The 24918-nt window shown below is 64.3% G+C and carries 25 protein-coding genes and 1 riboswitch; of the genes, 12 read left to right on the top strand and 13 right to left on the bottom strand.

Features of this window, described 5'->3' with window-relative positions; translation table 11 throughout:
- Window positions 1-30: 30 nt before the first annotated feature.
- The 4 genes from FHW92_RS03470 to FHW92_RS03455 all read right to left on the bottom strand — a co-directional run bounded on the left by FHW92_RS03470 (window position 31) and on the right by FHW92_RS03455 (window position 4178).
- The gene (locus FHW92_RS03470; protein ID WP_168601801.1) at window positions 31-1710 is read right to left on the bottom strand and encodes a pilus assembly protein TadG-related protein; all 1680 of its coding nucleotides are present in this window, start codon (window positions 1708-1710) and stop codon (window positions 31-33) included.
- Between the two features lie 10 nt (window positions 1711-1720).
- Window positions 1721-2332: a pilus assembly protein gene (locus tag FHW92_RS03465; RefSeq protein WP_168601800.1), complete on the bottom strand. Its 612-nt coding sequence runs from the start codon at window positions 2330-2332 to the stop codon at window positions 1721-1723.
- On the bottom strand, window positions 2326-3045 hold the full coding sequence (locus FHW92_RS03460; protein WP_168601799.1) for a TadE/TadG family type IV pilus assembly protein: 720 nt from the start codon (window positions 3043-3045) through the stop codon (window positions 2326-2328). The genes FHW92_RS03465 and FHW92_RS03460 overlap by 7 nt, the downstream gene beginning before the upstream one ends.
- Before the next feature lie 92 nt (window positions 3046-3137).
- Entirely contained in the window at window positions 3138-4178 is a 1041-nt protein-coding gene (locus tag FHW92_RS03455; RefSeq protein WP_168601798.1) for a rod shape-determining protein, read from the bottom strand.
- 365 nt (window positions 4179-4543) lie between these two features.
- Between FHW92_RS03455 and FHW92_RS03450 the strand changes: the two genes are divergently transcribed.
- The gene (locus tag FHW92_RS03450) at window positions 4544-5143 is read left to right on the top strand and encodes an outer membrane beta-barrel protein (RefSeq protein ID WP_168601797.1); all 600 of its coding nucleotides are present in this window, start codon (window positions 4544-4546) and stop codon (window positions 5141-5143) included.
- Window positions 5144-5230: 87 nt separating this feature from the next.
- Here the strand turns inward: FHW92_RS03450 and FHW92_RS03445 are convergent, their stop codons facing one another.
- Window positions 5231-6175 (bottom strand): LysR substrate-binding domain-containing protein, encoded by a 945-nt coding sequence (locus FHW92_RS03445; RefSeq protein ID WP_246869880.1) that lies wholly within the window; start codon window positions 6173-6175, stop codon window positions 5231-5233.
- 318 nt (window positions 6176-6493) lie between these two features.
- On the opposite strand from FHW92_RS03445, the gene FHW92_RS03440 reads away from it, so the two are divergent.
- The 3 genes from FHW92_RS03440 to FHW92_RS03430 all read left to right on the top strand — a co-directional run bounded on the left by FHW92_RS03440 (window position 6494) and on the right by FHW92_RS03430 (window position 9333).
- Complete coding sequence (locus FHW92_RS03440) at window positions 6494-7501, top strand: LacI family DNA-binding transcriptional regulator (protein WP_168601796.1); 1008 nt, start codon at window positions 6494-6496, stop codon at window positions 7499-7501.
- A 122-nt stretch (window positions 7502-7623) separates the two neighbouring features.
- Complete coding sequence (locus FHW92_RS03435) at window positions 7624-8778, top strand: lactonase family protein (protein ID WP_168601795.1); 1155 nt, start codon at window positions 7624-7626, stop codon at window positions 8776-8778.
- 183 nt (window positions 8779-8961) lie between these two features.
- A complete protein-coding gene (locus FHW92_RS03430) occupies window positions 8962-9333 on the top strand; it encodes a hypothetical protein (protein ID WP_246869879.1) in 372 nt (123 codons plus the stop codon).
- Between the two features lie 37 nt (window positions 9334-9370).
- Here FHW92_RS03430 and FHW92_RS03425 read toward each other — a convergent pair whose 3' ends face one another.
- Window positions 9371-10402: an aromatic ring-hydroxylating dioxygenase subunit alpha gene (locus FHW92_RS03425; RefSeq protein WP_168601794.1), complete on the bottom strand. Its 1032-nt coding sequence runs from the start codon at window positions 10400-10402 to the stop codon at window positions 9371-9373.
- A 104-nt stretch (window positions 10403-10506) separates the two neighbouring features.
- Here FHW92_RS03425 and FHW92_RS03420 point away from each other — a divergent pair, with 104 nt between their 5' ends.
- Window positions 10507-11451, top strand: coding sequence for a LysR family transcriptional regulator (locus tag FHW92_RS03420; protein ID WP_168601793.1), 945 nt, complete (start codon window positions 10507-10509; stop codon window positions 11449-11451).
- Here FHW92_RS03420 and FHW92_RS03415 read toward each other — a convergent pair.
- Window positions 11426-12433, bottom strand: coding sequence for a sodium:calcium antiporter (locus tag FHW92_RS03415; protein ID WP_168601792.1), 1008 nt, complete (start codon window positions 12431-12433; stop codon window positions 11426-11428). The two genes, FHW92_RS03420 and FHW92_RS03415, sit on opposite strands and share 26 nt — an antisense overlap.
- Window positions 12434-12447: 14 nt before the next feature.
- Window positions 12448-12604: riboswitch (yybP-ykoY riboswitch) on the bottom strand.
- Window positions 12605-12712: 108 nt separating this feature from the next.
- Here FHW92_RS03415 and FHW92_RS03410 point away from each other — a divergent pair.
- On the top strand, window positions 12713-13576 hold the full coding sequence (locus FHW92_RS03410) for a nickel/cobalt efflux transporter (RefSeq protein ID WP_168601791.1): 864 nt from the start codon (window positions 12713-12715) through the stop codon (window positions 13574-13576).
- 9 nt (window positions 13577-13585) lie between these two features.
- A complete protein-coding gene (locus FHW92_RS03405; RefSeq protein ID WP_168601790.1) occupies window positions 13586-13852 on the top strand; it encodes a metal-sensing transcriptional repressor in 267 nt (88 codons plus the stop codon).
- 19 nt (window positions 13853-13871) lie between these two features.
- Here FHW92_RS03405 and FHW92_RS03400 read toward each other — a convergent pair whose 3' ends face one another.
- Both FHW92_RS03400 and FHW92_RS03395 read right to left on the bottom strand, forming a co-directional pair.
- On the bottom strand, window positions 13872-14282 hold the full coding sequence (locus tag FHW92_RS03400; RefSeq protein WP_168601789.1) for a histidine kinase: 411 nt from the start codon (window positions 14280-14282) through the stop codon (window positions 13872-13874).
- Window positions 14283-14397: 115 nt separating this feature from the next.
- Complete coding sequence (locus FHW92_RS03395) at window positions 14398-14799, bottom strand: MarR family transcriptional regulator (RefSeq protein WP_168601788.1); 402 nt, start codon at window positions 14797-14799, stop codon at window positions 14398-14400.
- A gap of 68 nt (window positions 14800-14867) precedes the next feature.
- Here FHW92_RS03395 and FHW92_RS03390 point away from each other — a divergent pair, with 68 nt between their 5' ends.
- On the top strand, window positions 14868-16628 hold the full coding sequence (locus FHW92_RS03390) for a chloride channel protein (protein WP_168601787.1): 1761 nt from the start codon (window positions 14868-14870) through the stop codon (window positions 16626-16628).
- A gap of 1 nt (window position 16629) precedes the next feature.
- On the opposite strand, the gene FHW92_RS03385 is transcribed toward FHW92_RS03390, so the two are convergent.
- Genes FHW92_RS03385 through FHW92_RS03370 form a run of 4 tightly spaced genes read right to left on the bottom strand, consistent with a single transcriptional unit; the run spans window position 16630 to window position 19781 of the window.
- Window positions 16630-16980 carry a carboxymuconolactone decarboxylase family protein gene (locus FHW92_RS03385; protein WP_168601786.1) on the bottom strand — a complete coding sequence of 117 codons (351 nt, stop codon included), beginning with the start codon at window positions 16978-16980 and terminating at the stop codon, window positions 16630-16632.
- A 12-nt stretch (window positions 16981-16992) separates the two neighbouring features.
- A complete protein-coding gene (locus FHW92_RS03380; protein WP_168601785.1) occupies window positions 16993-18261 on the bottom strand; it encodes a TolC family protein in 1269 nt (422 codons plus the stop codon).
- Between the two features lie 12 nt (window positions 18262-18273).
- A complete protein-coding gene (locus tag FHW92_RS03375) occupies window positions 18274-18477 on the bottom strand; it encodes a DUF2892 domain-containing protein (protein WP_168601784.1) in 204 nt (67 codons plus the stop codon).
- Window positions 18474-19781: an FAD/NAD(P)-binding oxidoreductase gene (locus FHW92_RS03370; RefSeq protein WP_168601783.1), complete on the bottom strand. Its 1308-nt coding sequence runs from the start codon at window positions 19779-19781 to the stop codon at window positions 18474-18476. Before FHW92_RS03370 ends, FHW92_RS03375 begins: the two co-directional genes overlap by 4 nt.
- A gap of 187 nt (window positions 19782-19968) precedes the next feature.
- Between FHW92_RS03370 and FHW92_RS03365 the strand changes: the two genes are divergently transcribed.
- The 4 genes from FHW92_RS03365 to FHW92_RS03350 are packed head-to-tail and all read left to right on the top strand — an operon-like array spanning window position 19969 to window position 24870.
- On the top strand, window positions 19969-20307 hold the full coding sequence (locus FHW92_RS03365; protein WP_168601782.1) for a rhodanese-like domain-containing protein: 339 nt from the start codon (window positions 19969-19971) through the stop codon (window positions 20305-20307).
- Between the two features lie 29 nt (window positions 20308-20336).
- Window positions 20337-21344, top strand: a complete 1008-nt coding sequence (locus FHW92_RS03360; protein WP_168601781.1) for an efflux RND transporter periplasmic adaptor subunit — start codon at window positions 20337-20339, stop codon at window positions 21342-21344.
- Window positions 21341-24541 (top strand): efflux RND transporter permease subunit, encoded by a 3201-nt coding sequence (locus FHW92_RS03355; protein WP_168601780.1) that lies wholly within the window; start codon window positions 21341-21343, stop codon window positions 24539-24541. Before FHW92_RS03360 ends, FHW92_RS03355 begins: the two co-directional genes overlap by 4 nt.
- On the top strand, window positions 24538-24870 hold the full coding sequence (locus FHW92_RS03350) for a metalloregulator ArsR/SmtB family transcription factor (RefSeq protein ID WP_168601779.1): 333 nt from the start codon (window positions 24538-24540) through the stop codon (window positions 24868-24870). Before FHW92_RS03355 ends, FHW92_RS03350 begins: the two co-directional genes overlap by 4 nt.
- Window positions 24871-24918 lie beyond the last annotated feature (48 nt).

Below are 24918 nucleotides of genomic sequence, written 5' to 3'. Positions count from 1 at the left end.
GGCCCTTCCCGCCGGAGCCGCCTTTGCGCTTTATTTCACCAGCCTTGCCGATTGCACGACCATGGCAAACAGCGTGTTGAGCGCGGTCGACACGCTGCCGTCGGTGGAAACGGTCTGGAACAGATAGGTGCCATCGGCATTCTGGCTGGCGCAGGCCTGCAACTGCTGCTGAATATAGGGTACGTTATTGGCAGCCGTGCTGTTGAACGTGGGATGCAGCGTGTAGTTGATCGTGGCGGGCAGGTATTGCGTGTAAAGAATCGCAATGCGCGTGCCGGTCGCCTTGATCGCGTTGCATTGTGAGATGTTGTTGGCGTTGAGCTGGGTTATGCCGTCGCCCGTATTGTCATCCTCCAACCCGTCGGTCACCAGAATCAGCACGTTTTGCGGCGATGCCTGCGTGCCGCTGCCCGATGTGCTGGGCATGGTCGATTGCATCCAGGTGAACATCGAAGTGAAATTGGTGTCGGCGTTGCCGGTATAGGTGCTCAGGTTGGTCCAATAGGAATTGGCCGCCAGCAGGGGAGCCTGCGCGCCCATGTTCGGAAAGGTCTGGCCCTGCAGCGTGGCCACATCGGTCATCGTGCCAAAGGGCGAGGTGGAGAGCGGCGCCGGATTGCCCACGTTGAAGGTGAAAAACTGCATCTTGTAGATCGGCGGCACGCTGGCGGTCGCATATTGCTGTTCGACGCGATAGGCATATTGGATGACGCTGGCGGCGGCATCGCCTTCGGCATCGGTGCGCAGGGTAATGGCCGACTGGCCGGGATTGACCGTGCTGTAATTGCGCGCCAGCCACCATGTGTCGGGGAAATTGACGCTGACCGTGGTGGTTTTCGAGGCGCCTGTGGGCAGGTAAGTCAGATTGACCGGATTGGCCGCCGGATTATACCCCGAACAATAGGTTGCCGACCCGCTGATCGACCCGCCAGTCCCCAGTTTCGTGCCGTTGTTGTCATAGACGGTGCCGTCGCAGGCCACCCGGTAAAAGGTGATGCTGCTGGACGTGTTGTTGTTGAGATAGATCGGGCGCGAGCTGGAATCCACCACATAGGTGCCCGCGTTCCATTGGTGCATATTGTTCGAATGACAGGCAAAGTCGCAGCCATCGACGCGGCCGTAATAATATTGCTCGCCATTCCAGCGCGCGCCTGCCGTCAGATTGGTGATCCCGGTGGTGGTGGTGGGCAGCAGCATCGAGGGCGAAGTGTCGAGCGCGATGTAGAAATTGATGCTGGGCGGTTGGGACGCGCTGGCGCTGGCGCTGCCGCCGATGGGCAGGGTGGGGACATGCAGGATGCTGCTGAAAATATTGCTGGAACTGGCCGTATAGGTGATCTTGGCCACCCGTAATGTGCCAAGGCTGCCCGATTGGGTGCTGCTGATGGTGACGGTGCGGCTGATGCTGCTCAGCCCGCTCAGCCCGTTGACCTGCTGATCGAACATGTTCTGTGCGGCCGATTGGGCTGCCGCATCGGTTTGGTTCAGCATTTGCGGAACCACCGCGGCCAGCACCGCCGCGTCCGCCGCCGCGTTCAGCTTGGTCTGCAACCTCTGCGCCCGGCTGTAATCCACGCCAAAGCCGGTGGCAAAGACCAGCGGAATGATGGCCAGCGCCGTCATCGCCATCACATTGCCCCGCCCGTCGCGGCGCAACGGGCCAAGAATCAGACGCAGGGAACGGGTCAGGGGGGCGAAACGAAGGCTCATGGCGCGCAACCTATGGCAGGCGGGGAATCATATAGTCCTGATCGCTCAGCTTCGTGGTGGCGAGCGTTCCAAGACCGATGGGCGGGGTATAGGTAAAGCTGATCTGGCCCAGAAAGAGATAGCCGCCGGCGGTGCCGACCATCACCTTGTTGGCCCCGCTGGTGGTGTTCTGACAGACATTCGAGCCATCGGGCGAGGTGGGCACCATGGGCGCCGTGACCAGATTGGCCGGAATGGACACCACGGTCCCGGCGGTCAGCGAGGAGTTAACGGTGACGCCGTTGGTCTGGGCCTGGCTCCACACGACATAGGCATGGGTGGCGTCGCACACGCGCAAATTGGTGATCTGCAGCGTGGTCTGGGCGGCGGGCATCGGCGTCATGACCAATTGGGCCGAGTTCATATAGGTGGTCAGTGTGGCCGAGGTGACGGTGCTGGAGGGCGACACATTGCGCCCCACCAGATCGGAAAGCGCGCGCGTGGCCACCGTGACCTTGCGCGAACAGGCGATCATGTCGGCCACCACATAGCCGCCGATGAACAGGATCAGCAGCACCGGCAGGACAAAGGCAAATTCGATCAGCGCCGCCCCGTCGCGGCTGCGCGCCAGACGGTCTAGCATGAGGTCACCCCCGAGGCGCAGAGATAGCCCTCGACCGTCACCACCGAGGTGGCCACCAGCATCCGGTTGCCATTGGCCTGGTTAACGAAATTCAGCCCCAGCGGGGCCGACACCGTGGGCCACAGATAGATGAGCTGAACGATCACCAGCGATTTCTGGGTGCCGCTGATCCCGCCGTTGGTGTTGGTCGTGCCCGCGCAATTGGATTGGCCATAGCCGGTGCCCGTGCTGGCCAGCGTGCCGTTGGCATAGGTGAAGTTGGGCGTCGTGATGGTAGGCGTGGTGCAGGTGGCAGGCACGACCTGAACATTCACATAGAGCCGGTTGCAGGTCAGAAAGGGCGGCAGCGAGGCAGGATAGGTCACTGCCGCGCCGCTCGAATCCTTGCCCGAAATGCCGCTGCATACGGCGGTCTTGAAATCAGCGGCCTTCATGCCCGTATAGGCGCCCGTCCCGCTGCCCAGTTGCAGCGTCTGGGCCGAGCCGGTCAGGATCAGGCGCGAGGAAGCCTCAACCGCCGTTTCCAGCCCTTCCTGCGCCAGATAGATCAATGCGATATGCAGGATGGCCAGCAGCAGGGCGATGACGGCCGGGGCGACAAGGGCGAATTCCATCGTCGGCCCGCCCGAGGCATCGCGGCGCAAGCGTCGGCAAAAGCGACGGGCAGAGCGCCCGCGCACCCATGCCCCGCCCAAGGCGTGACCAGATTCCAATACAACCGTCCCGATGCTTTATGCGACCCTAGGTGTTTGTATGGAATTTTTATTAAAAGAATCTTGCGCCCGCCCCGCGCCGACCTTTGAACCTAGGTGGCATGGAGCACGCCGCGATACGAAGGGTCCTCCAGCACATGCCCGGCGCCCAGCGCCACGCAATCGAGCGGATTGTCGGCCACCTTGACCGGCAGGCCGGTTTCCGATGCGATCAGACGGTCGAGATTGGCCAGCAGCGCCCCGCCGCCGGTCATGATGATCCCGCCGTCGATGATGTCGGCGGCGATTTCAGGCGGGGTGTTTTCCAGCGCGCTGCGCACCGCCGCCACGATCTGCCCCACCGGTTCGGCCAGCGCCTCGACGATTTCGGCCTGCGAGATCGTGATTTCGAGCGGCACACCCCTGACCAGATCGCGCCCTTTGACGATTGTTGTGGGCACTGGCCCATCGGAAAGCTGGGCGGCGCCCAGTTGCAGCTTGACGCGCTCGGCCGTCGACTCGCCGATCATCAGATTGTGGCTGCGCCGGACATAGGAGATGATGGCATCGTCCATCCTGTCGCCGCCCACGCGCACCGACATCGACATGCTGATGCCGCCCGTGGCGATCACGCCCACCTCGGTCGTGCCGCCGCCGATATCGACCACCATCGAGCCGATCGGATGCGTGACGGGCAGATCGGCGCCAATGGCGGCGGCCATGGTTTCCTCGATCAGCCAGACCTTGCGCGCGCCCGCATTGGAGGCGGCATCGCGGATCGCGCGCCGCTCCACCGAAGTGGAGCCCGAGGGGACACACACGATGATCTCGGGACTGCCGCGCATTCGGCCCCGCTGTCCCTGCGCCTTGCGGATGAAATGTTTGAGCATCTGTTCGGCCACATCAATATCGGAAATGACCCCGCTGCGCAGCGGGCGGACGGTCCTGATATTCTCGGGCGTGCGGCCCATCATCAGCTTGGCGTCATCGCCCACCGCCAGCACGCTGTGAACCCCCTGGATGGTCTGCAGGGCGACCACCGAAGGCTCGGCGATGACCACGCCCCTGTTGCGCACATAGACCACCGTATTGGCCGTGCCGAGATCGATCGCCAAATCGGATGAGGCATAAGAAATCCGGTCAAATATGGACATGTCACCGCTCAGTTTTCAAAAAAACCGGGAGGAGCCTCCGCCAGATTAGCCGAATATGAACCGCGCGGCCGAAGTACGACGCAAGCCCGCAGGCGTAAGACCAACGCCCTTTTCGCCGCGCCCGATACCCTTGCGCAGGGCTCTGGCCGCCCCCGCGCCATGGCCAGAGCCAGCCCAACCGGCCCGGCGCGGATTAGCATCATTCCAACAACAATCCTTCACGCAATTGCCGTCTTATCATCGGGCCGCGACAGGCCCATTTGGCGCTCACACCCGCTGCCAACCCCCGATGGTTCAACGGTTTTCCGCAGGATCGGAAGCCGGGCCAAAGGACAAGAAGAGACCGCGGGCGCAGGAGGAATATCATGAAGTCTGTCATCTATACTGCCGCTGCTGCTTTTGCTCTGGCCGGTGCCGCTGTTGCCACCCCCGCTGCCGCCGCCAATGCCCAGGGTTTCACCGGCCCCTTCGTCGGTGTTCAGGGCGGCTGGGAAGAAAATGACGTGCGCAACCCCGGCACGGCCCTTGGCGTCACCCCTCTGGCCCAGACCAGCGACACCGGCACGCTGGGCGTGTTCATGGGCTATGACCAGGAAGTCTATCCCCGTATCGTGGTGGGCGCGCAGGCCGAAGTGAACTTTCCGATCAGCTCGCGCTTTGGCAACGGGCTGGCCTCGATCTCGCCCAAGCGTTCGGTCGATCTCTCGCTGCGCGCCGGCTATCTGGTGACGCCCAAGACGCTCGCCTATGTCCGCGGCGGCTATTCCAACGCGCTGACCGGTGCGAATATCGGCAACATCCATGGTTCGGATGACCGCGATGGCTGGCTGCTGGGCGGCGGTGTGGAACGCAAGCTGACCGACAAGGTCTCGGCACGCGTCGAATACCGTTACAGCGATTTCAGCGAAGGCAATGGCCGGTTTGACCGTCACCAGATCTTCGCAGGCGTCGCCTATCGCTTCTAAGGCATAAGTTTCGGCCAAGGGTGTGTATGGCCCGGTTCCCCCCTCCGGGCCATCGCTCCATCCACCCCCCAATGCCCTTGGCCGCCATCACCGCGGACCAGCCCCGTCCGCTGGTCCGCGGGCTTTTTTCGGCCCGACCGTGATATTGGCCATCGCGAAATCAATGAAACTGCGCACCGAAGGCAGGATGCCGCGCGGGGTGGGATAGACGATAAACAGGCTGTATTCCGGCGTGAACCAATCGGGCAGCACCCGCACCAGATCGCCATCGGCCAAACGCGCATCGACCAGCGGTTCGGGCAGCAGCGCAAGGCCAAGCCCCGAACAGGCCGCCTCGATCTGGATCTGAAGATCGCCCGTCACCAGACGCGGCTGAAAATCCAGCTTGAAGGCCACATCCTCTTCATTGAGCATGGTCCAGCGGGCGCTTTCATCCACCATATCGGTATGGCGCGCGATGATGGGCAGATCGATCAGATCGGCCGGATCGCGCAGGGCCGGGTGCCGCTCAAGAAAGCCCGGCTGTGCCACCAGAATGCGCCGGATCCGCCCGATTTCACGCGCGACAAGGCTGCTGGAATCGGGAAATTGCGCCTGCGCCGAGAGGATCACGTCGAAGCGGTCCTCCAGAGGATGGAGCTGCCGGTCGGTGGATTCGATCACGACCGACACTTTGGGATGGGCCTCCAGATAGCGTGGAAGGATGGGGGCGAGGAAATTCTGCGAAATGATGACCGGGCTGCCGATGCGGATGGTGCCCGAAGGCTCGCGCTGAAATTCCAGCACGCTTTCGCAGGCCACCCGCGCCCCGTCGATGACCAGCATGCAGCCTTCATAGAAACTCTTGCCCGCCTGCGTCAGCACAACGCTGCGGGTGGAGCGCTGGAGCAGGCGCACATGCAGCCGCTGCTCCAATGCTGCGACATGGCGGCTAAGGCGGGCCTTGTCGACGCCGGTGGCGCGCGATGCGGCCGAAAAGCCACCATGTTCGACCACGGCGGCAAAGAAGGCAAAATCGTTGAGATCCATCATGATGCGGGTCGCCCCTTTTAGAGCATCGGTGCAAATCGCCCGGCCGCGTTGAACGCAAAGCCATCATGCCGGACCTGATGACCGGGCCGATAAACCCATTCCATGCGGAGGACCACCCGGCATTCGCACTTTCGTCGCCCATGCCCCGCAGTTCACCGTTTTCTTTGGTGCAAAGGCGATGTTAAGACCGTGTTGAAGCAACATAAGATATGGGGCAGGAGCATAAGATGTGAGGCTTTGGCGGCAGATGGCGATTGAAAAATAAATTCTTCATTCTAATATTTCACTTTACCCCTTCGCCTCAGACAGGATGGACCCGTGTCCGATACGCCCACCATCCATGACATCGCCAAATTCGCGGGTGTGTCGCTGGCCACCGTATCACGCGTGCTGCGCGAGCCTGAAAAGGTGACGCCCGCCCGGCGCAGCCGGGTGCGCGAAGCGATCGCCCATTTCAACTATGTTCCCAATGCCATGGCCCAGCAATTGCGACGGCCGGGGTTTCGCACCATTCTGGTCATCATCCCGGAAATCTCCAATCTCTTCTTTGCCGAAGCGCTCAAGAATATCGAGAATGTGGCCCATCAACTGGGCTGCCGCGTTCTGATCGGAGAGACACAGCGCAAACAGGAGCGGCTCGACCACTATGTCGAACTGGTCACTTCGCGCGTGGCCGACGGGCTGATCCTGTTCGGCTCGCTTTGGCCCAGCGTGCTGCACGACAGTTTCGATGCCGGTTCGCCTTTGCCTTTTCCGCTGGTTCTGGCCGAGGGCAGCGTTTACGGACCCAATTGCCCGAGGGTGAAAATCGACAATATCCGCAGCGGGGAAATGGCAGTGCGCCATCTGCTCGCCTCCGGCCGCAAACGGATCGCGATGATTTCGGGGCCGCTGCGCTATACGGTCAGTACGGACCGGCTGGAAGGCTATCAGCGCGCCTTGAGCGAGGCGGGGATGGAGCAGCGGGCCGATTGGGTCGTGGTGGGCAATTTCTCGATGGAATCGGGCTATGAGGCGATGGCAAGTTTGCTCGAACGCCCGGAATGGCCCGACGGGGTGTTTTGCGCCAGCGATGAGATGGCGATCGGTGCGCAGGCCGCCATCCGCGAAAAGGGGCTGCGTATGCCCGATGACATCGCGCTGATCGGTTTCGACGACATGCGCTTTGCCGCCTATGCCTCGCCGCCTCTCACCACCATCCGCCAGCCTGCCGCGCAATTGGGCGAGGCGGCGGTGCGGATGATGCAGGCAATCTTTCACGGCGAAGCCATCGAGCAGCACACGGTTATTCTGGATCATGAACTGATCATTCGGGAATCGGCCTGAACCGGGGCGCATTCAAGCGCCTTGGCGATGAAATGCGATGCACCTGAATGAGGAGTGCGACGCACTTGACGATGAAGCGCGAAGCGGTCACCTGTATCGCCGCTTTTGGCAGGATACAGGTCATGGTTTTCAAAGTTTTGCTCGGCTCGCTCGGTCTGGTGTTGGGCGCTTCATCCGCTATGGCCACGCCCTTGCTGATCGGCACCTATACGGGCGGGCAGAGCAAGGGGATCTATCTTTATAATTTCGATGACCGCACCGGCCATATCGACCCGCGCCCGGTGCAGGTAACGGCGGCGGACAACCCGTCATGGCTGGTGCCTTCGGCCGATCATCGGCTGCTCTATGCGGTGGATGAAAATGGCGAGGGCGGGCGCGATCCGGTGGGCCGCGCATCGGCCTATCGGATGGACCCGGCAAGCGGGCGGCTGACCTTCATCAACCGCATGTCCTCGCTGGGCGCCGAACCCACCTATGCCAGTCTGAGCAAGGATGGGCGCTATCTGTTCGTAGCCAATTACGCGGTCTCGGCCGATCCGGGCGGCACTTTGTCGGTGCTGCCGGTGGGCAAGGGCGGAGCGCTGGGGCCGGTCACGCAGATCAAGACCTATCGCGCCAGCATGGTCAACCTCGACCGTCAGACCTCGCCCCATATCCATTCGGTCGTATCTTCGCCCGATGGCCGCTTTGTCTTTGTGCAGGATCTGGGGGGCGACCGGATCCATGCCTATCGCTATGACCCGGCGCGGCGCGAAACGCCCCTGTCGGCCCTGCGGGACCAGCCTTTTACCGAAATGCCCAAAGGATCGGGGCCGCGCCACCTGATCTTTTCGCCCGATGGCCGCCATGCCTATGTCACGCTGGAAATGGCCGGGCAGGTGGCGGTGCTCGATCATGCCGAAGGCCGCCTGACGCTGCGCCAGACGATCGCGTTGGCGCCCGAAGGGTTTGCGGGCAAGGTCAGCGCGGCGGCGCTGCATTTCTCGCCCGATGGCCGTTTCCTCTCGATCACCGATCGGGGAAGCGACAATCACCTGCTCAGCTTTGAAGTGTCGTCCGAGGATGGATCGCTGCAACTGGCCGACCGCCGCTCTGTCGAAGGCAATGAGCCGCGCGAGTTCGCCTTTTCCCCTGACGGCCGCTTTGTCCTGATCGCTAATCAGCGCAGTCATGGGATCAAGGTGTTCCGCCGCGATCCCGCCAGCGGCGCGGTCAAGGAAGAGATCCAGACGCTGAGCATCGATCAGGCATCCGATATCAAATTCCTGACGCGATGATCGGGTGAAATGATGAAATTACTCATTTGCGCGCGTCTTATTCAGGCATAAGTCACAGTCCGGGTCGGATAAGGAGTTAACGGGTGGCCATTCCTGATGGCCTGCCCTGCTTTGGTCATGCCTGCGCCGCCGCACAAGAGAAAAGGGCGCCGACAGGATGATACCCTGATCACGGAGGCGATCATGATGATGAAAAAGACCCTCTCCCTGCTGCTTCTCGGCCTTGGCGCGCTGCCGCTAGCGGGCTGCGCGGATGATTATGCCTATGGCGGACGGATGGCCTATGGTCCCGGCCCCTATGCCTATAACGGCTGGTATGACGGCTATTACGGCACGATCTATGACGGCTATTGGGGCAATGACGGCTATTTCTATTATCGCCGCGGCATGGGCGACCGGGTCTATATCCGGGGCGACCGGGGCCATTTCATGCGCGAGGCGCCGCGCGGGCCGCATAATTATCAGCCCTTCCATGGCTCCATGACGCCCGGCCCCCGAACCAGCATGCCGCATTTCAACGGCGGAGGAGGCGGGGGCGGCCATCGCCACCGCTAAGGGTTCGGCCTGGGCGTTGCGCCCCCATGGTTAGAGCCTAAACCTCCTCCTCGCGCGCCAGACATCGGGCGATGAACTGGCGCGTGTGGCGCCCGCCCACATCACTGGCAATGTCGATCATCGGCAAATCGGGCATGCCCAATATCCGCGCCTGCTGCAATTCCAGCACTTCCATATCCTCGGCAAAGGTGCGGGCGGTCTGTTCAAACACCTCGTCGGGGATGCCGTCGGTCAGGATATTCGTGGCCATCGACCAGAAGTAATGCGTGGTTGTCTCGGTTTCCGGCGTGATGCCGTGAAAGCCAAACATCGAGAAGCCATGCTCGCGCCGCCCGTCATAGGCCCCGGTGCCCGGATTGCAGGCGCCGGTATGGATGCGGATCGTCATCGGTTCGAACTCGATTTCCTGCCAGCGGTCCACCTTGCCGGTAAAGCCCGCAGCCGCGACATAGGTGGGCGGGGGATCGGAATCGAGCATATGGCGCATCACGCGCACGCCGTTGGGCAGTTTTTCCGACTGGGTTTTCGTGCGGAAATGCAGTTCCGGGTCGCCGCCGATCGTGTGGGCGTGGATATAGGGCAGGTGCGAGAGATCCATCAGATTATCGACCAGCAATTGCCAATTGCCGCCCACATGGAAATAGGAACTGCGCCAGGCCAGTTTCGGATCCTCATGCACCGGATAATCGGGGATCAGCGCCGGATCGGCCCTCTCCGCATCGGCCATCCAGATCCACAGCAACCCCTGCCGCTCGACCAGAGGATAGGCGCGCACGCGGGCGATGTCGGGGATCTTGTCCTGCGCCGGAATGCGGGTGCAGCGTCCGTCGCCGCCGAATTCCATGCCGTGATAAGCGCAGCGGATCGCCTCGCCCACCACCGGACCGCTCGAAAGCGCCATGGCGCGATGGGCGCAGCGGTCGTCCAGCGCAAAGACCTTGCCCGCTTCGCTGCGCCACAGGACGACGGGGCGGTTCAAAAACGTCCGCGCCACCCGCGCGCCCGGCGCCAGATCGGCGGCCCATCCCGCGACATACCAGATGTTGCGAAGAAATGGCTTGGTGGTCATGTGGCTTCTCTCTCCCTGCGGTTGCGGGGAGATTAGAAGCATCTGGCATAATCCGTCAGGCTGTTTGATATAATCATCATAATCAGCTAGACGGATTAAGACGCATGGACTATCGCCGCTTTGACCTCAACCTGTTGGTGGTGCTCGACGCCTTGCTGGAGGAGCGCGGCGTCCATGCCACCGCCCGCCGTCTGGGCATGAGCCAGCCCAATGTCAGCTTTGCCCTGAGCAAATTGCGCCGGGCGATGGGGGATCAACTGCTGGTGCGCGATGGGGCGGGGATGCGCCCGACTGCGCTGGGTGAAAGCCTGCGCGACCCGTTGCGTCGCCTGCTGCATGGGGTGGAGCATGACATTCTGGCGGGCCGCCATTTCGACCCGGCCAGCGCCGCGCGCCATTTCGTGCTCTCCACTTCGGACATTGGCGAGCTGGTGTTCCTGCCCCGCCTGATGCAGGAACTGGAGCGCGCCGCGCCGCAGGTGACGCTCGAATGTCGGTCGCTGCGTCCGGCCGATCTGGTGCAGGCGATGGGGGAGGGCGCGGTCGATCTGGCGCTCGGCTATTTCCCCGATCTGGGGCAGGGGCCTTTCATGACGCAAAAGCTGTTCGACCATCCCTTCACCTGCATCATGCGCGAAGGGCACCCGGCGCTGGATGCGCCTTGGACGCAGGAAGCCTTTCTGGCGCTGGGTCATATCGTCGTCTCGTCCAGCGGGCGCAGTCAGGAATTGTTCGAGATGCAGCTTGAACACATGGGCCTGCGTCGCCGTGTCGCGCTGCAATCGCCCCATTTCATGAGCGTACCGCTGCTGGTGGCCGGCTCGGATCTGATAAGCACCGTGCCCAAGGCGGTGGGGGCCATTTTTGCCAGTATGGCCCCGCTGCGTCTGATCGATCCGCCCTTTGCCGCGCCGCTGATCGGCATCGCGCAATATTGGCATTTGCGGGTGCAGGACGATCCGGGTGTGGTCTGGCTGCGCTCGCTGATCGCGCGCCTGTTTCTGGGGCGCGATCCCTCGCCGCTTAACCCAGATGGAGCGCGGCAATGACGCCCGCAAACACCAGATAGAGCAGCCCCATCCCCGCCAGCAGCCCGCGCGAGGCCATGCCGCGCCGAAACACAAGGAACATGATGAGGATCGCCGCCATCGTCGCGCCCGCCGCCACCAGCAGCGGGGGCGTCAGCAGCCAGGGCGTGAAGAACAGGCCCAGCGCGGTCGGGATCGTCGCCTGAATCATCATCGCGCCCGAAATATTGGCCAGCGCCAGCTTGTATTTGCCCTGGCGTACCCAGATTATGGCATTCATCGTTTCGGGCAATTCGGTGGCGATCGGGCTGAACAACAGGGCCAGCAATTGCGGGCGCAGGCCCAGCGCGGGGCCAAGCGCTTCCAATTGCCGCACAAAAGTCTGCGAGGCGACAAAGATCACCACCAGCGCCACCAGCACCTGAAAAACAGCCATGGCCGTGGCAGGAACCGCCCGCCCGGGCTGGAATTTCAGCGGCTCGATACCTTCTTCGGCATCATCGCCTTCGCCGCCCAGCTCCTGACGGACATAGAGCGCGTAGGCCGCCAGAAACAGCACACCGAGCCAAGGTTTCCACGCGAAGGCCAGCAGGCCCAGCGTGATCTTGGCCGCAAAGATGGCGAGGAACCAGCCCTGATCCTTGCTGAGATGGCGGAAAGTATGCGCCATATCGCTTGATGCCGCCAACCGCCGCCCCGTCAGCAACAGCACCACGCCCACCGTGGCATAGGCAATGGTCGACAGCGCCAACGGACCGCCCAGCGCCGCCCCCACACCCAGTTCCTTGGCCGCAGCCCCCGTGCCAAAGGCCACCGCCACCAGCGTAACCACGCTTTCGGGCAGGGCCGTGCCGAATGCGGCGAGAATCGTGCCGGTCGCCTTCTGGCCGACGTCCATTTTTTCGCCGACCCATTCAACGCCATTCACGAAATATTCGCAGGCCAGATAGATCACGACTGCCGATCCGAGCAGCAGTGCGATGGTGATCGTCAAAGAAGACATGAACAGATTCCACAGGGCCGGGCATAGGATACATGAACCGGGCACGCGCCCGGCCCCGAGTGCATGCCGATCCATGGTCTCGCCTAACCGTAAAGGCCGCACATGCCATGGCCGAAACCAAGTTTGTTGACATGCGCTCCGCTGAAAATGCGGATGGCTACTCCCCAGGGGATGGCCGCCCTTTGGCGCTTCGGGCCCTGCATGTCAACCGAGGCGATGGGCAAGGGGCGACAATATCACGCTTGCTATATCCCCCCAGGGGGGATACGTGCAGGCGCCATGACCGATCTCACCGCCCTTATCGCCCAGGACGCCGCCCATGGCTGGCTCTTCATCCCCAGCGCCATCCTGCTGGGCGCGCTGCACGGGCTGGAGCCGGGCCATTCCAAGACCATGATGGCCGCCTTCATCATCGCGGTGAAAGGCACAGTGCGTCAGGCGGTGCTGCTGGGGCTGGCGGCCACGCTGTCGCATACACTGGTGGTGTGGCTGGTGGCGATGGGGGGCATGTGGGCGTTTGGCTCATTTCGGGCCGAGGACACCGAACCCTATTTCCAGCTTGCCTCAGGCGCGGTGATCGTGGCCATGGCGATCTGGATGATCCGGCGCGCGCGGGCCGATCTGCACGCGGCCCATGCCCATGAGCATCATCATGGCCACAGCCATGACCATCACCACCATGACCATGATCACCACCACGGGCACCACCATCATCACGAACCGACCGAAGAAGAGATCCACGAACTGGAACTGGCGACCGGCGGCTATGTCGATGCCCATGAGGCGGCCCATGCCGAGGACATCCGCCGCCGCTTTGCGGGCCGCTCGGTCACCACGGGCCAGATCGTGGTCTTTGGCCTGACGGGCGGGCTGGTGCCTTGCCCCGGCGCGATCACGGTGCTGATGCTCTGCCTGCAATTGCACAGGGTGGCGCTGGGCGCGGTGCTGGTGACGGGGTTCTCGGTAGGGCTGGCGTTGACAATGGTGGCCTCGGGCGTGCTGGCCGCGCTTTCGCTGCGCCATCTGGAAAAGCGCTGGAGCGGGTTTGGCGATGCGGTGCGCAAGGCGCCGCTGCTCTCAGGCGCGGTGATCCTGATCGTCGGCGCGGTGATTGCGCTTGACGGCGCGCGCCATCTGCTCTGAACCGGCGCGATGAGCCACGCCACCGACAAGGACCTGACCAACCGCCTCAAGCGCGCCAACGGTCACCTCGCCAGCATCATCGCGATGATTGAGGATAACCGCAGCGCGCTTGATGTGGCCCAGCAACTGGCCGCCGTGGTGGCGGCTCTGGACAAGGCCAAGACGCGGCTGGTGGCCCATCATATCGAACATCACCTGACCGATACGCTGGGCGAACTCACGCCGGAACTGCGCGAGAAACTGGCGCAGCTGTCCGAACTGGCCAAGTATCTCTGAAGTTTACCAACGAGCCCTTTTACCAACGAGGACGCCAGCCCGGCCCGTCATCGCCATGGGCCGCACTCTCCATCCATTGCCCGATCCGGTCATAGCGCCATCCGATCTCGCGGACCGAGCGGACATCACCCTCGGCGCATTCATGGCGCTGGCGGTCTTCAAGGCCGTCGATGGCGGCGTGGATGCGATTGGCGGTGCCGGGGTCGATATCGCCTTCGTCCACCTCGTGATCCAGCCGGTTTTCCAGCCCATGGGCGCGCTGACCCGAACAGATGAAACTCATCATCCGGTCCGCGCCTTCGTCGCGCCAGCCTGTCGCGTAGGGCGGTGCGCCGCTGCCGACATAGACGCCCCAGCTCTGCGCCTGCGCGCTCCCCGCCATCATCAGGCCCGCCGCCCCGATGGCCATGGCTCCGATCCAATGCCGCATGTCACTTCTCCCGTAACGGCGATGTGCCGATGGGGCGGTTTTAGCGGAGGCTGACTTCCGACAATCTGAATACAATTGTCGTAAAATATTCATCTTGGGGCCATTGCAGCACGGCTTATCCCAGACGATCCAGCAGATCGGTCAGCATCGGGCGCAGGCGGCGGATTTCCTCGCGATGGGTCGCGCTCAACCCCTCGAGCGCCTCGCGCGCCCTGTCGGTCAGGACCAGCATGGCCTGACGCCGATCCTGCGGCGAGGGCGCGCGCGTCAGCCAGCCTTGCGTTTCCAGCCGATCAACCAGCCCGCTGGCGCTGTGCGGCTTCAGGATCAGCCTTTCGGCCACATAGCCGACGGTCGCCCCGCTTTCGGGCGCGGCGCGAATCGCCAGCAGCGCCTGATGCTGTTGCGGCGTCAGGCCGAAACCGGCTGCCTTGTCCTCGCTGAACACCAGAAACTGGCGCAGCGTATGCCGGAATTGCGCCAACAGGGCGTAATCGGCTTCCTCCAGTTCAGACATGGCGTTTCCTCATCTTGATTTATATCGTAATACGATATATTTGCGCCGGGCACAATCCGGAGCCATCTATGTCCGTTGCCCCTTTGCCACCATCCCATTTCGCCCCTGATTTGCCAAATCTGCGCGACCATACCGCCGATCATCGCATGGTCGTGCTGGCCCTTGCCGCGCTGGTGGTGGGCGCAGGGGGCGCGGCGGGGGCGTGGGTGCTGCTGCGGCTGATCGCGCTGGCCACCAATCTGTTCTGGTATGGCCGCCTTTCGGTTGATCCTGCGACCATGGCGGCGGGAGCCAATCCGGCGATGATCGTGCTGATGCCGGTGCTGGGCAGCCTGATCGTCGGGCTGATGGCGCGCTATGGTTCGGAAAAGATCCGCGGCCATGGCATCCCCGAGGCCATCGAAACCATCCTCTATGGCGAGAGCCGATTGTCGCTGAAAGTGGCCATTCTCAAGCCCCTGTCCTCGGCCATTTCCATCGGCAGCGGCGGCCCCTTTGGCGCGGAAGGGCCGATCATCATGACCGGCGGGGCTATCGGCTCGCTCTTTGCCCAACGCTTTCACCTGACCGCTGCCGAGCGCAAGACGCTGCTGGTCTCGGGCGCGGCGGCGGGGATGACGGCGATTTTCGGCACGCCGCTGGCCGCGATCCTGTTGGCGGTCGAGGTTCTGCTGTTCGAATGGAAGCCGCGCAGTTTTGTGCCGGTGGTGCTGGCCTGTCTGGTCGCCCATGTGCTGCGCGGGGTGTGGCTGGGGGCGGGGCCGATGTTCCCGGCCAGTCTGGCGATGCCCATCGGGGTCTGGGCGCTGGCGGCGGCGCTGGGACTGGGCCTGTTGCTGGGGGCGATGGCAGGGGTGCTTTCCAGCGCGCTCTACCGGGTGGAGGATGGATTTCACCGCCTGCCGGCGCATTGGATGTGGTGGCCCGCGATTGGCGGTCTGGTGGTCGGGCTGGGCGCGCTGATTGACCCGCGCGTGCTGGGGGCGGGCTATGCCAATATTCAGGCGCTGCTCGATGGCGCGATGGGGGCGCGGGCGATTGCGCTGCTGCTGGCGGTCAAGGCCGCCGTCTGGCTGGTGGCGCTGGGATCGGGCACATCGGGCGGGGTGCTCGCGCCCTTGCTGATGCTGGGCGGGGCGTTGGGCGCGCTGGCGGGCCTGTGGCTGCCGGGGGACGAGGGCGTCTGGGCGATGATCGGCATGGCCGGGATCATGAGCGGGGCGATGCGCGCACCGCTGACGGGCGCCCTGTTCGCCGCCGAACTGACCGGGCATTTCGAGGCGTTGCCCCTAACGATGGCCTGCGCCATCGGCGCCTATGGGGTCAGCGTGCTGGTGATGCACCGCTCGATCCTGACCGAAAAGATTGCGCGGCGCGGCCGCCATATCCGTCAGGAATACAGTGTCGATCCGCTCGAACTGTTTCAGGTCGAACGGATCATGACCCCCGCACCCCAGACCATGCCCGACACCACGCTGGTCTCCGAGGCCCTGGCCTTCTTTGCCGACGGAGCGTGGCATCGCAGCTATCCGGTGGTCAATGCCGCAGGCGGCCTTGTCGGCATGGTCTCGCGTGAGGATGCGCTGAACTGGCAAAGCGGCGGAATGGAGCCAGACCTGTCCCTGCGCGATGTCCTTTCGGATGCGTCATCGCCCTATGTCTGGCCGCAGACGCCGATTGGCGCGCTGGCCGACCTCATTCTGGAAACGGGCAAGGGGCGCATTCCCGTGCTGTCCCCCGCCGATGGCCGGGTGGTCGGCATGGTCACGCGCCACGATCTGTTAAAAGCGCGCCAAGCCGCCCGCGCCGATGAGGTCGTGCGCGCCTGATCTATTTCGCGGCCGCCGCAAACTGGTCATAGGCCTCCACGGCTTGCGCCGCATACATCAGGCTTGGCCCCGCGCCCATATAGACGGCAAGGCCCATGGCATCCATCACCTCTTCGCGGGTGGCGCCATGCTTGAGCGCGGCCTGCGCATGAAAGGCTACGCAGCCGTCGCAGCGGATCGCCACGGCAATGCCCAGCGCGATCAGCTCCTTGGTCTTGCTGTCCAACGCGCCATTGGCGGTGGCGGCGCTGGCCATGGCGGAGAAGTTTTTCATCACATCGGGCGCGCCGATGCGCACTTCCTTGATCGCCCCCGACAGATCCTTGGCCATCTGCGGCCAGTCCTTGTTCATGGTAAACCTCCTTTACGGCGCCAGCGCGCCAGCCAGTGCGTTAAGCTGCCATGCCGCGAGCAGACGTTGCCCCTCGGCTTCAATCCTTCCGGCATCGGCGGCGGTCGCCTCGCGCTCGGCATCCAGCACGGCCAGCGTGGGTTTCGCACCAACCTTGGCCTCCAGTTGCACGCTGCGCAGCGCCTCGGCGGCGGCGGTGGCGCGCAGCGTACTGGCATCGACCATGCGCTGGGCGGTTTTCAGGCCGGTCCATGCCGAAATGACGGCGGTATCGATCTGTTCGCGCGCCTCGCGGGCGCGGGCCTCGCTGGCGTCCAGCCCGGCATCGGCCTCATGGATCTTGGCCGCCGTGCGCCCGCCCGCCCAAAGGGTCCAGCGGCCCCGGACACCCACCGCCATCGCATCGGCGCGGTAATCGGGAAAGAACTGGTCGCGGGTGCGCGTGGCCTCGGCAAAGGCGCCGATGGTGGGCAGGCTTTCCGCCCGCGCGCCGCGCACACCGGCCCGCGCGATGTCGATGCCCTTTTCCGCCTGCGCCAGGGCCGGATTGGCGCGGTGTGCGCTCTCCATGGCCTCGTCCAGCGTGGGCGGCGTGGCAGGCAGGGGCGGGAGAGGGGCCAGATCGCCCGCCTCATGCCCGGTGGCGCGTGCATATTGCGCCTCGGCGGTGATGCGGCGGCCCTGTGTGGCGGCAAGGCCTGCCTCGCCCTCGGCCCGGCGCGCGGTGGCGGCGGCAAGGTCGGAGGCCGGGATCTCGCCCGCTCGAAAACGCAATTTGGCCTGCCGTTCAACCTCGGCCAGCTCGGCCGACAATTGCTGAAACCGCGCCTCGATCCGGCGGGCCGTCAGTACTTCGGCATAGGCGGCCACCGCGCCCACCACCACCCGCGAGCGCGCATCGGCCAGAGCCAGATCGGCCATCGCCTTGCCGCCCTTCGCCTGATCGATGGCGGCGGCCACGCGGCCCCCGGCATAAAGCGGCATTTCCGCCCCCGCCCGCAGCGCCAGAGGCGTCACATTGCGCGCAGTAAAGCCAAAGAAGCCGCCATTGTCGATGCGTCCGGCGCCAATCTGTCCTTCGACACTGAGCATCGGATTGCCCTGCGCCCGCGCCCCGTCCAGCCTTGCCTTGGCCTCGGCCTGCCCCGCCTGCGCCTCGGCCAGGGCGGGGGCATGGGCCAGGGCATCAGCGATGGCCGCGTTCAGATCATTGGCCTGCGCCGCATTGGCCCATGCCGGAGCCGCCGCCAGCAGCGGCAGCAGTATGAGTAAGCGGCGCATGCCCGATCCCTCTTACTTGAACGTCGTGCCCGGCTTGACGCCCATGGCCCGGAACAGGACTGCGGCCGGGCAAAATCCGGTCACGCTGGCCTGAAGCATGTTGGCCCCGGCAAACATGGTCAGGTAAATCCATGCCGGATGGATGAAATGGGCGGCCAGCGCGCTGGCCAGAACGACCGTCCCGGCAAAACGCATCACAGCAGTATCAAGTGTCATCGCACGCTCTCCTTGGTTGTTTCTTTTAATTTGCTGATCCCCAGCACGTTGAGCGCAAGCTTTTCATAAAGCGGCTCGCTGGTGCCGGAGCGGACTTTGTGGAGAAAGTACTTCTCAAAGCCGACCTTGGCCAGATGGACCCATTTGCCATGCGAGGACCAGTTGACATTGCGCGGCGGGATCTGGGGCTGGGCGACAAAGGCCACGCCGCCATCGCCGAAATCGGCCAGACAGACCGCGTTCCAGCTTGGCACCTCGTCCGGCTCGCGCCCATCCAGTTCGGACGCGATATTATGGGCCACCGCCGTCACCATGCTTTCAATCATAAAGCCGGTCTTGGGCACGCCCACCGGCACCGGGGTCGGTCCGATCGGCGGGATCGCCACGCAGACGCCCAGCGAATAGATGTTCTTGAAGGTCGGGTTGCGCTGATGCCGGTCGGCCAGAATGAAGCCGCGCGGATTGGTCAGACCCTCGATGCCATGGACCGCCTTGACGCCCCGAAACGCGGGCAGCAGCATCGAATAGCCAAAGGGCAGGTCATGCGCCTTTTTGACCGCGCCGTCCTCGCCCACTTCCTCGACATGCATCATGCCCGGTTCGATGCTGGCGACGCGCGCATTGGTAATCCATTTGATGTGCCGCTCGCGCATCTCGCTTTCCAGCAGGCCCTTGGTGTCGCCCACGCCGTCAAGGCCGAGGTGGCCGATATAGGGCTCGCTGGTGACAAAGGTCATCGGCACGCGGTCGCGGATCTTGCGGCGGCGCAGTTCGGTGTCGAGGATCAGCGCGAATTCATAGGCCGGGCCGAAACAGGATGCCCCCTGCGCCGCGCCCACAACGATGGGCTTGGGATCGGCGCAAAAGGCGTCGAAAGCGTCGGCGGCATGGGCCGCATGATCGGTCCGGCATACCGAAACAGTATAGCCTTGCGGCCCGAAACCCGGAATTTCGTCAAAGGCCAGTTCCGGCCCGGTGGCGATCACCAGCCAGTCATAGGTGATGCTGGTGCCGTCGCGCAGGTCGATGCGCTGATCCTGCGGATGGACGCGCAGCGCGCCCACGCTGGTAAAGCCAATGCCCTTTTTCGCCATCACCGGCGCCAGCGGCACCCGGATCGCCTCAGGCTCGCGCCAGCGCACCGCCACCCATGGGTTGGACGGCACGAACCAGTAGTCCTCGCTGTCGGAAATAACGGTGACTTCGGCGCGTCCCTTGGTCGCGTCGCGGATTTCATAGGCAGCGATCGTGCCGCCGAGGCCCGCGCCCAGCACGACGATTCGCGGCAGGGAATTTCCGGGCATGGCGTTTCCGGGCAAGGACATGGTTTGGCTCTCCCAATGCGATACGGACCCAGTGATCTGCGGATGGTTCGGGCGGCTCCTGCATGGCGTCGCTTCCAATCCTGCTTGACTAATATTATATTTGCAGCATATAAGCAAGGCATGTTTTTAACGGGCCATCCCGCCCGAGGCATAAGGATGCAATGTCATGATCTTCGGCTTTGGAAATTCGGCCCGGCACCGCGAAATCAACGCTCATGAACTGGCCAACATGCTGGCCGCGAATCAGGCGATGGTGGTCGATGTGCGCGAACCGGACGAATTTGCCGGCGGGCATATCCCCGGCTCGATCAACATGCCGCTTTCCGCGTTTCAGCCCAGCCGCCTGCCCGCGCCCGAGGGGCGGCAACTGGTGCTAACCTGTCTGGGCGGCAAGCGTTCGGGCATGGCGCTGGACAAATGCGCCGCCGCGCAGGCCAGCGTCGACACCCATCTGGCGGGCGGCTTTGGCGCCTGGGCCAAGGCCGGCCTGCCGATCGAGCGCTGAAGACAACCAACGAGCAAGGGAGAGGGCGGATGCGTGGATGGCTGGCAATGGCATTGCCGATGGCGGCGGCTCTGGCAGGATGCGGCGGTTCGGATCAGGCGGCGCCCGAGGCGGCCAAGGCTCCGGCCGAGCCGCGCATGACGGTGAAGGCCGCCGATGCGCCCGACTGGCAAAGCGTCTCGGCCGAGGTGACCAGTCAGGATCAGGCGCAGGTGCTGGCGCGCATTCCCGGCGTCCTCTCCACCCTTTCGGTGCGGGCGGGCGACAGTGTGCATAAAGGACAGGTGATCGGCCGCATCACCGACAATCAGCTCTCCTATCAATCCGCCGCCTATGGCGCACAGGCCGCCGCCGCGCAGGCGCAGGCCGTGCAGGCGCGCGCGGAACTGGAAAGGGTGCAGTTCCTGGCCGCCAATGGCGTCTATGCCAAGGCACGGCTGGAACAGGCTGAGGCGGGCGCACAGGCCGCCAGCGCCCAGACCCAGGCCGCCCGCGCCCAGCAGGCCAGCATCCGCGCGATGGCGGGCAATGGCGCCGTGATCGCACCCGCCAATGGCCGCGTGCTGCGCGCCGATGTGCCTGCGGGCGCGCCGGTCGCGCCGGGCATGGTGGTGGCGGTGGTCACGTCCGGCCCGGTGGTCCTGCGACTGGACATGCCCGAGGCGCTGGCGGCCAAGATCCGCCCCGGCGCCAAGGTGCGCGCCGATGGCATGAACGGCACCGTCACGCGCATTTATCCGGCGGTGCAGGCGGGACAGGTCAGCGCCGATGTGGCGATGCAGGGCCTTGACGCCGCACTGATAGGGCGGCGCGTGGCCGCCCAGGTGGAAGCGGGAACCCATCGCGCGATCATCGTGCCGCGCAGCTTCATTTCCACACGCTACGGGCTGGATTACGCCACCGTGATCGGCGCCAAAGGCGCGCCATCGCAGGTGCCGGTGCAGATCGCACCCGCCGCCAACGGCATGGTGGAAATTCTATCCGGCGTCCGGGATGGCGATGTGCTGGCCGGCGTCGATCAGGGAGCGGGGCGATGAATCCGGGCCTTTCGGGTCGCATCACGCGGGCCACCATCGCCTCGCCCCTGACCCCGCTGTTCCTGCTGGCCGCAATCCTTGTCGGTCTGATCGCCACGGTGACGATCCCGCGTGAGGAAGAGCCGCAGATCAAGGTGCCGATGGTCGATATTCGCGTCGCCGCGCCGGGGCTCTCGGCGGCGGACGGGGTGGAACTGGCGGGCAAGCCGCTGGAGCAGATCGTCAAGAGCATCGACGGCGTCGAGCATGTCTACACGCAGGCCGAGGATCACGGCGTGATGGTCACGGCCCGCTTCGCTGTGGGGCAGGACCCCGAGGCGGCGGCCACCCGTGTGGATGAAAAGATCAAGGCGAATATCGACAAGATCCCGGCAGGCGTGTTGCCGCCGCAGATCACGGTGCGCGGCATTTCGGACGTGCCGATCCTTGTGCTGACCCTGACGCCCAAGGGCGCGGGATGGGATGAGCGCAGCCTCTATACACTGGCGACCAAGCTGCGGACCGAAGTGGCCAAGGTGGACGATGTGGGGTTGACCTTCATCACCGGGGGGCAGCGTGAGGCGATCCGCGTGATCCCCGATCCGGCGAGGCTTTCGGCGGCGCATGTGCCTTTGTCCTCGGTCATGGAGGCGGTGCGGCAGGGCGGGCGGTCGTTCCCGGCAGGCAATGTGCGCGAGGATGGTGCGGCGCTGGCCGTCACCGCCGGCGCGCCTCTGACCAGCGCCGATGAGCTGCGCCGGTTGACGGTCCGTTCGGCGGGCGGTGCGCCGGTGCTGCTGGGCGATGTGGCGCGGGTCGAGCAGGGAGCGGCGCAGGATCAGGCGCATGGCTGGCGCTGGGCGCGCGAGGGCGCGGACTGGTCGATGGCGCCTGCGGTTTCGATCGCCATTGCCAAGCGCAACGGCGCCAACGCGGTCAATGTCTCGCAGGCCGTGGTCGCGCGGGTCGAAGCGCTGAAAGGCGGGCTGATCCCGGCGGGCGTGAGCGTCCATGTCACCCGCAACTATGGCGAGAGCGCGGATGAAAAGGCCAATGAGCTGATTTTCCATCTGGCGCTTGCCACGGTGTCCATCGTTATCCTGATCGGCTTTGCCATTGGCTGGCGCGAGGCGGGGGTGACGGCGATTGTCATTCCCACCACGATCATGCTGACCATGTTTGCCTCGCGCATCATGGGTTTTTCGATCAACCGGGTTTCGCTCTTCGCACTGATCTTTTCCATCGGCATTCTGGTCGATGACGCGATTGTGATGATCGAGAATATCGCGCGCCATTGGGGGATGAACGATGGCCGGTCGCGCCAACAGGCCGCCATTGACGCCGTGGCCGAGGTCGGCAATCCGACGATCATCGCCACGCTGACGGTGGTGGCCGCGCTGTTGCCGATGCTGTTCGTGTCGGGGCTGATGGGGCCTTATATGGCGCCCATTCCGATCAATGCCAGCGCGGCGATGGTGTTCTCCTTCTTTGTCGCGGTGGTGATCGCACCATGGCTGATGATCCGCTTTGCGCGCGGGGCGCGGGCCCACGGACATGAGCACGAAAGCGGCGGCCGTCTGGGGGCGATCTATGCCCGCTATGCCACGCGCGTCATCGCCACACGGGGCAGCGCCAAGCGCTTTCTGTGGGGCGTTGGCGTGGCAACGCTGGTGGCCTGCTCGATGTTCTATTTCAAGGCGGTGACGGTCAAGCTGCTGCCCTTTGACAATAAGAGCGAGGTGCAGATGGTCCTCGACCTGCCCGAAGGCACGTCGCTGGAAGCCACCGGGCGCATCGCCGAACAGGCCGCCGCCGTCGCCCGCCAGATCCCCGAGGTTTCCGCCATGGAAGTCTATGCCGGGACCGCCGCGCCTTTCAATTTCAACGGATTGGTGCGCCATTATTTCCTGCGCGCGCGGCCCGAAATGGGCGATGTGATGGTCACGCTGGCCCCCAAGGGCGAGCGCAGCCGGTCGAGCCATGCCATTGCCGTGGACCTGCGCGAGCGGCTGCGCGCGGTGACCCTGCCCAGGGGCGGCGTCATCAAGGTGGTCGAAACGCCGCCCGGACCGCCGGTGCTGGCTACCTTGCTGGCCGAGGTTTACGGGCCGGATGAAGCTACGCGGCAAAAGACCGCCGTGGTGCTGGAACAGATCTTCCGCTCGGTGCCCTTCATCGTCGATACGGATAACAGCTTTGGCGAGGCGCGGCCCACCTTGCGGCTGGTGCCCGACCGCGACCGGATCGACCATTACGGGGTGTCCAGCGGTCAGGTGCTGGATTCCATCGGCGCGCTGATGGGCGGACAGACATTCGCCTATCTGCCGCGCGGGGCGGATCGCGATCCCTTGCCGGTGGAAATCGGGCTGGATCAGGCCCAGCGCCAATGGTCTGGCATGCTGGCGGCAACGCCGGTGGCCGCAACGCCCTCGGGCCAATTGCTCAGCCTTGGCGAGGTGGTCGATGCGCGGCGCGAAACGGGCGGGCAGGCGATCTTCCGCCGCGATGGCCGGGGCGCGACGATGGTGATGGCCGATCTGGCGGGACGCTATGAAGCGCCGATCTATGGCCTGCTCGCGGTGGACCGGGCGGTGGAGGCTTATGACTGGGCCGGGCACGGCATGGTCAAGCCCGCGATCCTGATGCATGGCCAGCCCGAGGATGAAAGCCGCCCCTCGATCCTGTGGGACGGCGAATGGGAGATCACCTGGGTGACGTTCCGCGACATGGGCGGAGCCTTTATGGTGGCGTTGCTGGCGATCTATGTGCTGGTGGTGGGTCAGTTCGGCAGCTTCAAACTGCCGCTGGTCATCCTGACGCCCGTGCCGCTGACGCTGATCGGGATCGTGGCGGGGCATATGCTGTTTGGCGCGCCCTTTACGGCCACCTCGATGATCGGCTTTATCGCGCTGGCCGGGATCATCGTGCGCAATTCGATCCTGCTGGTCGATTTCATCCGCCATACCGCCACGCCCGGCAAGAGCCTGCGTCAGGTGCTTATCGAGGCCGGGCGCATCCGCGTCAAACCCATCGCGCTGACGGCGGCCGCGGCGATGATCGGGGCCAGCGTGATCCTGACCGATCCGATCTTTCAGGGGCTGGCGATCTCGCTGCTGTTTGGTCTGGCATCCTCGACACTGCTGACGCTGCTGGTGATCCCGGCGATCTATGTGGTGCTGCGCGATGATGGCGTTCCTCTTTCCGAGGAGACTGTATGAAACCATCCGACCTTTCGGAACTTAAACTCCATGCCGCGCATATGGCCGGGCGTCTCAAGGTGATGAGCCATCCTGAACGCCTGCTCATGCTGTGCCGAATGGATGAGGGCGAAGTGAGCGTCAACGAACTGGTGGCGATCACCGGCCTGTCGCAATCGGGGGTGTCGCAGCATCTGGCCATGCTGCGCGCCGAGGATGTCGTTCATGTCCGCATCGAGGCGCAGACGCGCTGGTATCGGCTGAAGGATCCGGTGATCTCGGGCGTCATCCATGCGATGTGCGTGCTGTGCGAGGGCGGGGCGCTGGGTTCCTGTATGCCGCCCGGTTGATGTGCCGGTCGAGATGATTGCCTTGCCGGACCGGGCCGGTATAGGGGG

Origin of the sequence: Novosphingobium sp. SG707 (genome assembly GCF_012275515.1) — a bacterium.
GTDB lineage: Bacteria > Pseudomonadota > Alphaproteobacteria > Sphingomonadales > Sphingomonadaceae > Novosphingobium.
Note: the sequence above shows the minus strand (reverse complement) of the source record. Positions and strands in the feature narration are given on the sequence as shown.

Coding starts and splice junctions, on each gene's coding strand:
- FHW92_RS03445 (WP_246869880.1), bottom strand. CDS start 6,175: ATGATGGATCTCAACGATTTTGCCTTCTTTGCCGCCGTGGTCGAACAT.
- FHW92_RS03355 (WP_168601780.1), top strand. CDS start 21,341: ATGAATCCGGGCCTTTCGGGTCGCATCACGCGGGCCACCATCGCCTCG.
- FHW92_RS03375 (WP_168601784.1), bottom strand. CDS start 18,477: ATGACACTTGATACTGCTGTGATGCGTTTTGCCGGGACGGTCGTTCTG.
- FHW92_RS03470 (WP_168601801.1), bottom strand. CDS start 1,710: ATGAGCCTTCGTTTCGCCCCCCTGACCCGTTCCCTGCGTCTGATTCTT.
- FHW92_RS03420 (WP_168601793.1), top strand. CDS start 10,507: ATGGACTATCGCCGCTTTGACCTCAACCTGTTGGTGGTGCTCGACGCC.
- FHW92_RS03350 (WP_168601779.1), top strand. CDS start 24,538: ATGAAACCATCCGACCTTTCGGAACTTAAACTCCATGCCGCGCATATG.
- FHW92_RS03465 (WP_168601800.1), bottom strand. CDS start 2,332: ATGCTAGACCGTCTGGCGCGCAGCCGCGACGGGGCGGCGCTGATCGAA.
- FHW92_RS03410 (WP_168601791.1), top strand. CDS start 12,713: ATGACCGATCTCACCGCCCTTATCGCCCAGGACGCCGCCCATGGCTGG.
- FHW92_RS03390 (WP_168601787.1), top strand. CDS start 14,868: ATGTCCGTTGCCCCTTTGCCACCATCCCATTTCGCCCCTGATTTGCCA.
- FHW92_RS03455 (WP_168601798.1), bottom strand. CDS start 4,178: ATGTCCATATTTGACCGGATTTCTTATGCCTCATCCGATTTGGCGATC.
- FHW92_RS03380 (WP_168601785.1), bottom strand. CDS start 18,261: ATGCGCCGCTTACTCATACTGCTGCCGCTGCTGGCGGCGGCTCCGGCA.
- FHW92_RS03415 (WP_168601792.1), bottom strand. CDS start 12,433: ATGTCTTCTTTGACGATCACCATCGCACTGCTGCTCGGATCGGCAGTC.
- FHW92_RS03360 (WP_168601781.1), top strand. CDS start 20,337: ATGCGTGGATGGCTGGCAATGGCATTGCCGATGGCGGCGGCTCTGGCA.
- FHW92_RS03400 (WP_168601789.1), bottom strand. CDS start 14,282: ATGCGGCATTGGATCGGAGCCATGGCCATCGGGGCGGCGGGCCTGATG.
- FHW92_RS03370 (WP_168601783.1), bottom strand. CDS start 19,781: ATGCCCGGAAATTCCCTGCCGCGAATCGTCGTGCTGGGCGCGGGCCTC.
- FHW92_RS03430 (WP_246869879.1), top strand. CDS start 8,962: ATGATGATGAAAAAGACCCTCTCCCTGCTGCTTCTCGGCCTTGGCGCG.
- FHW92_RS03405 (WP_168601790.1), top strand. CDS start 13,586: ATGAGCCACGCCACCGACAAGGACCTGACCAACCGCCTCAAGCGCGCC.
- FHW92_RS03450 (WP_168601797.1), top strand. CDS start 4,544: ATGAAGTCTGTCATCTATACTGCCGCTGCTGCTTTTGCTCTGGCCGGT.
- FHW92_RS03395 (WP_168601788.1), bottom strand. CDS start 14,799: ATGTCTGAACTGGAGGAAGCCGATTACGCCCTGTTGGCGCAATTCCGG.
- FHW92_RS03435 (WP_168601795.1), top strand. CDS start 7,624: ATGGTTTTCAAAGTTTTGCTCGGCTCGCTCGGTCTGGTGTTGGGCGCT.
- FHW92_RS03385 (WP_168601786.1), bottom strand. CDS start 16,980: ATGAACAAGGACTGGCCGCAGATGGCCAAGGATCTGTCGGGGGCGATC.
- FHW92_RS03425 (WP_168601794.1), bottom strand. CDS start 10,402: ATGACCACCAAGCCATTTCTTCGCAACATCTGGTATGTCGCGGGATGG.
- FHW92_RS03365 (WP_168601782.1), top strand. CDS start 19,969: ATGATCTTCGGCTTTGGAAATTCGGCCCGGCACCGCGAAATCAACGCT.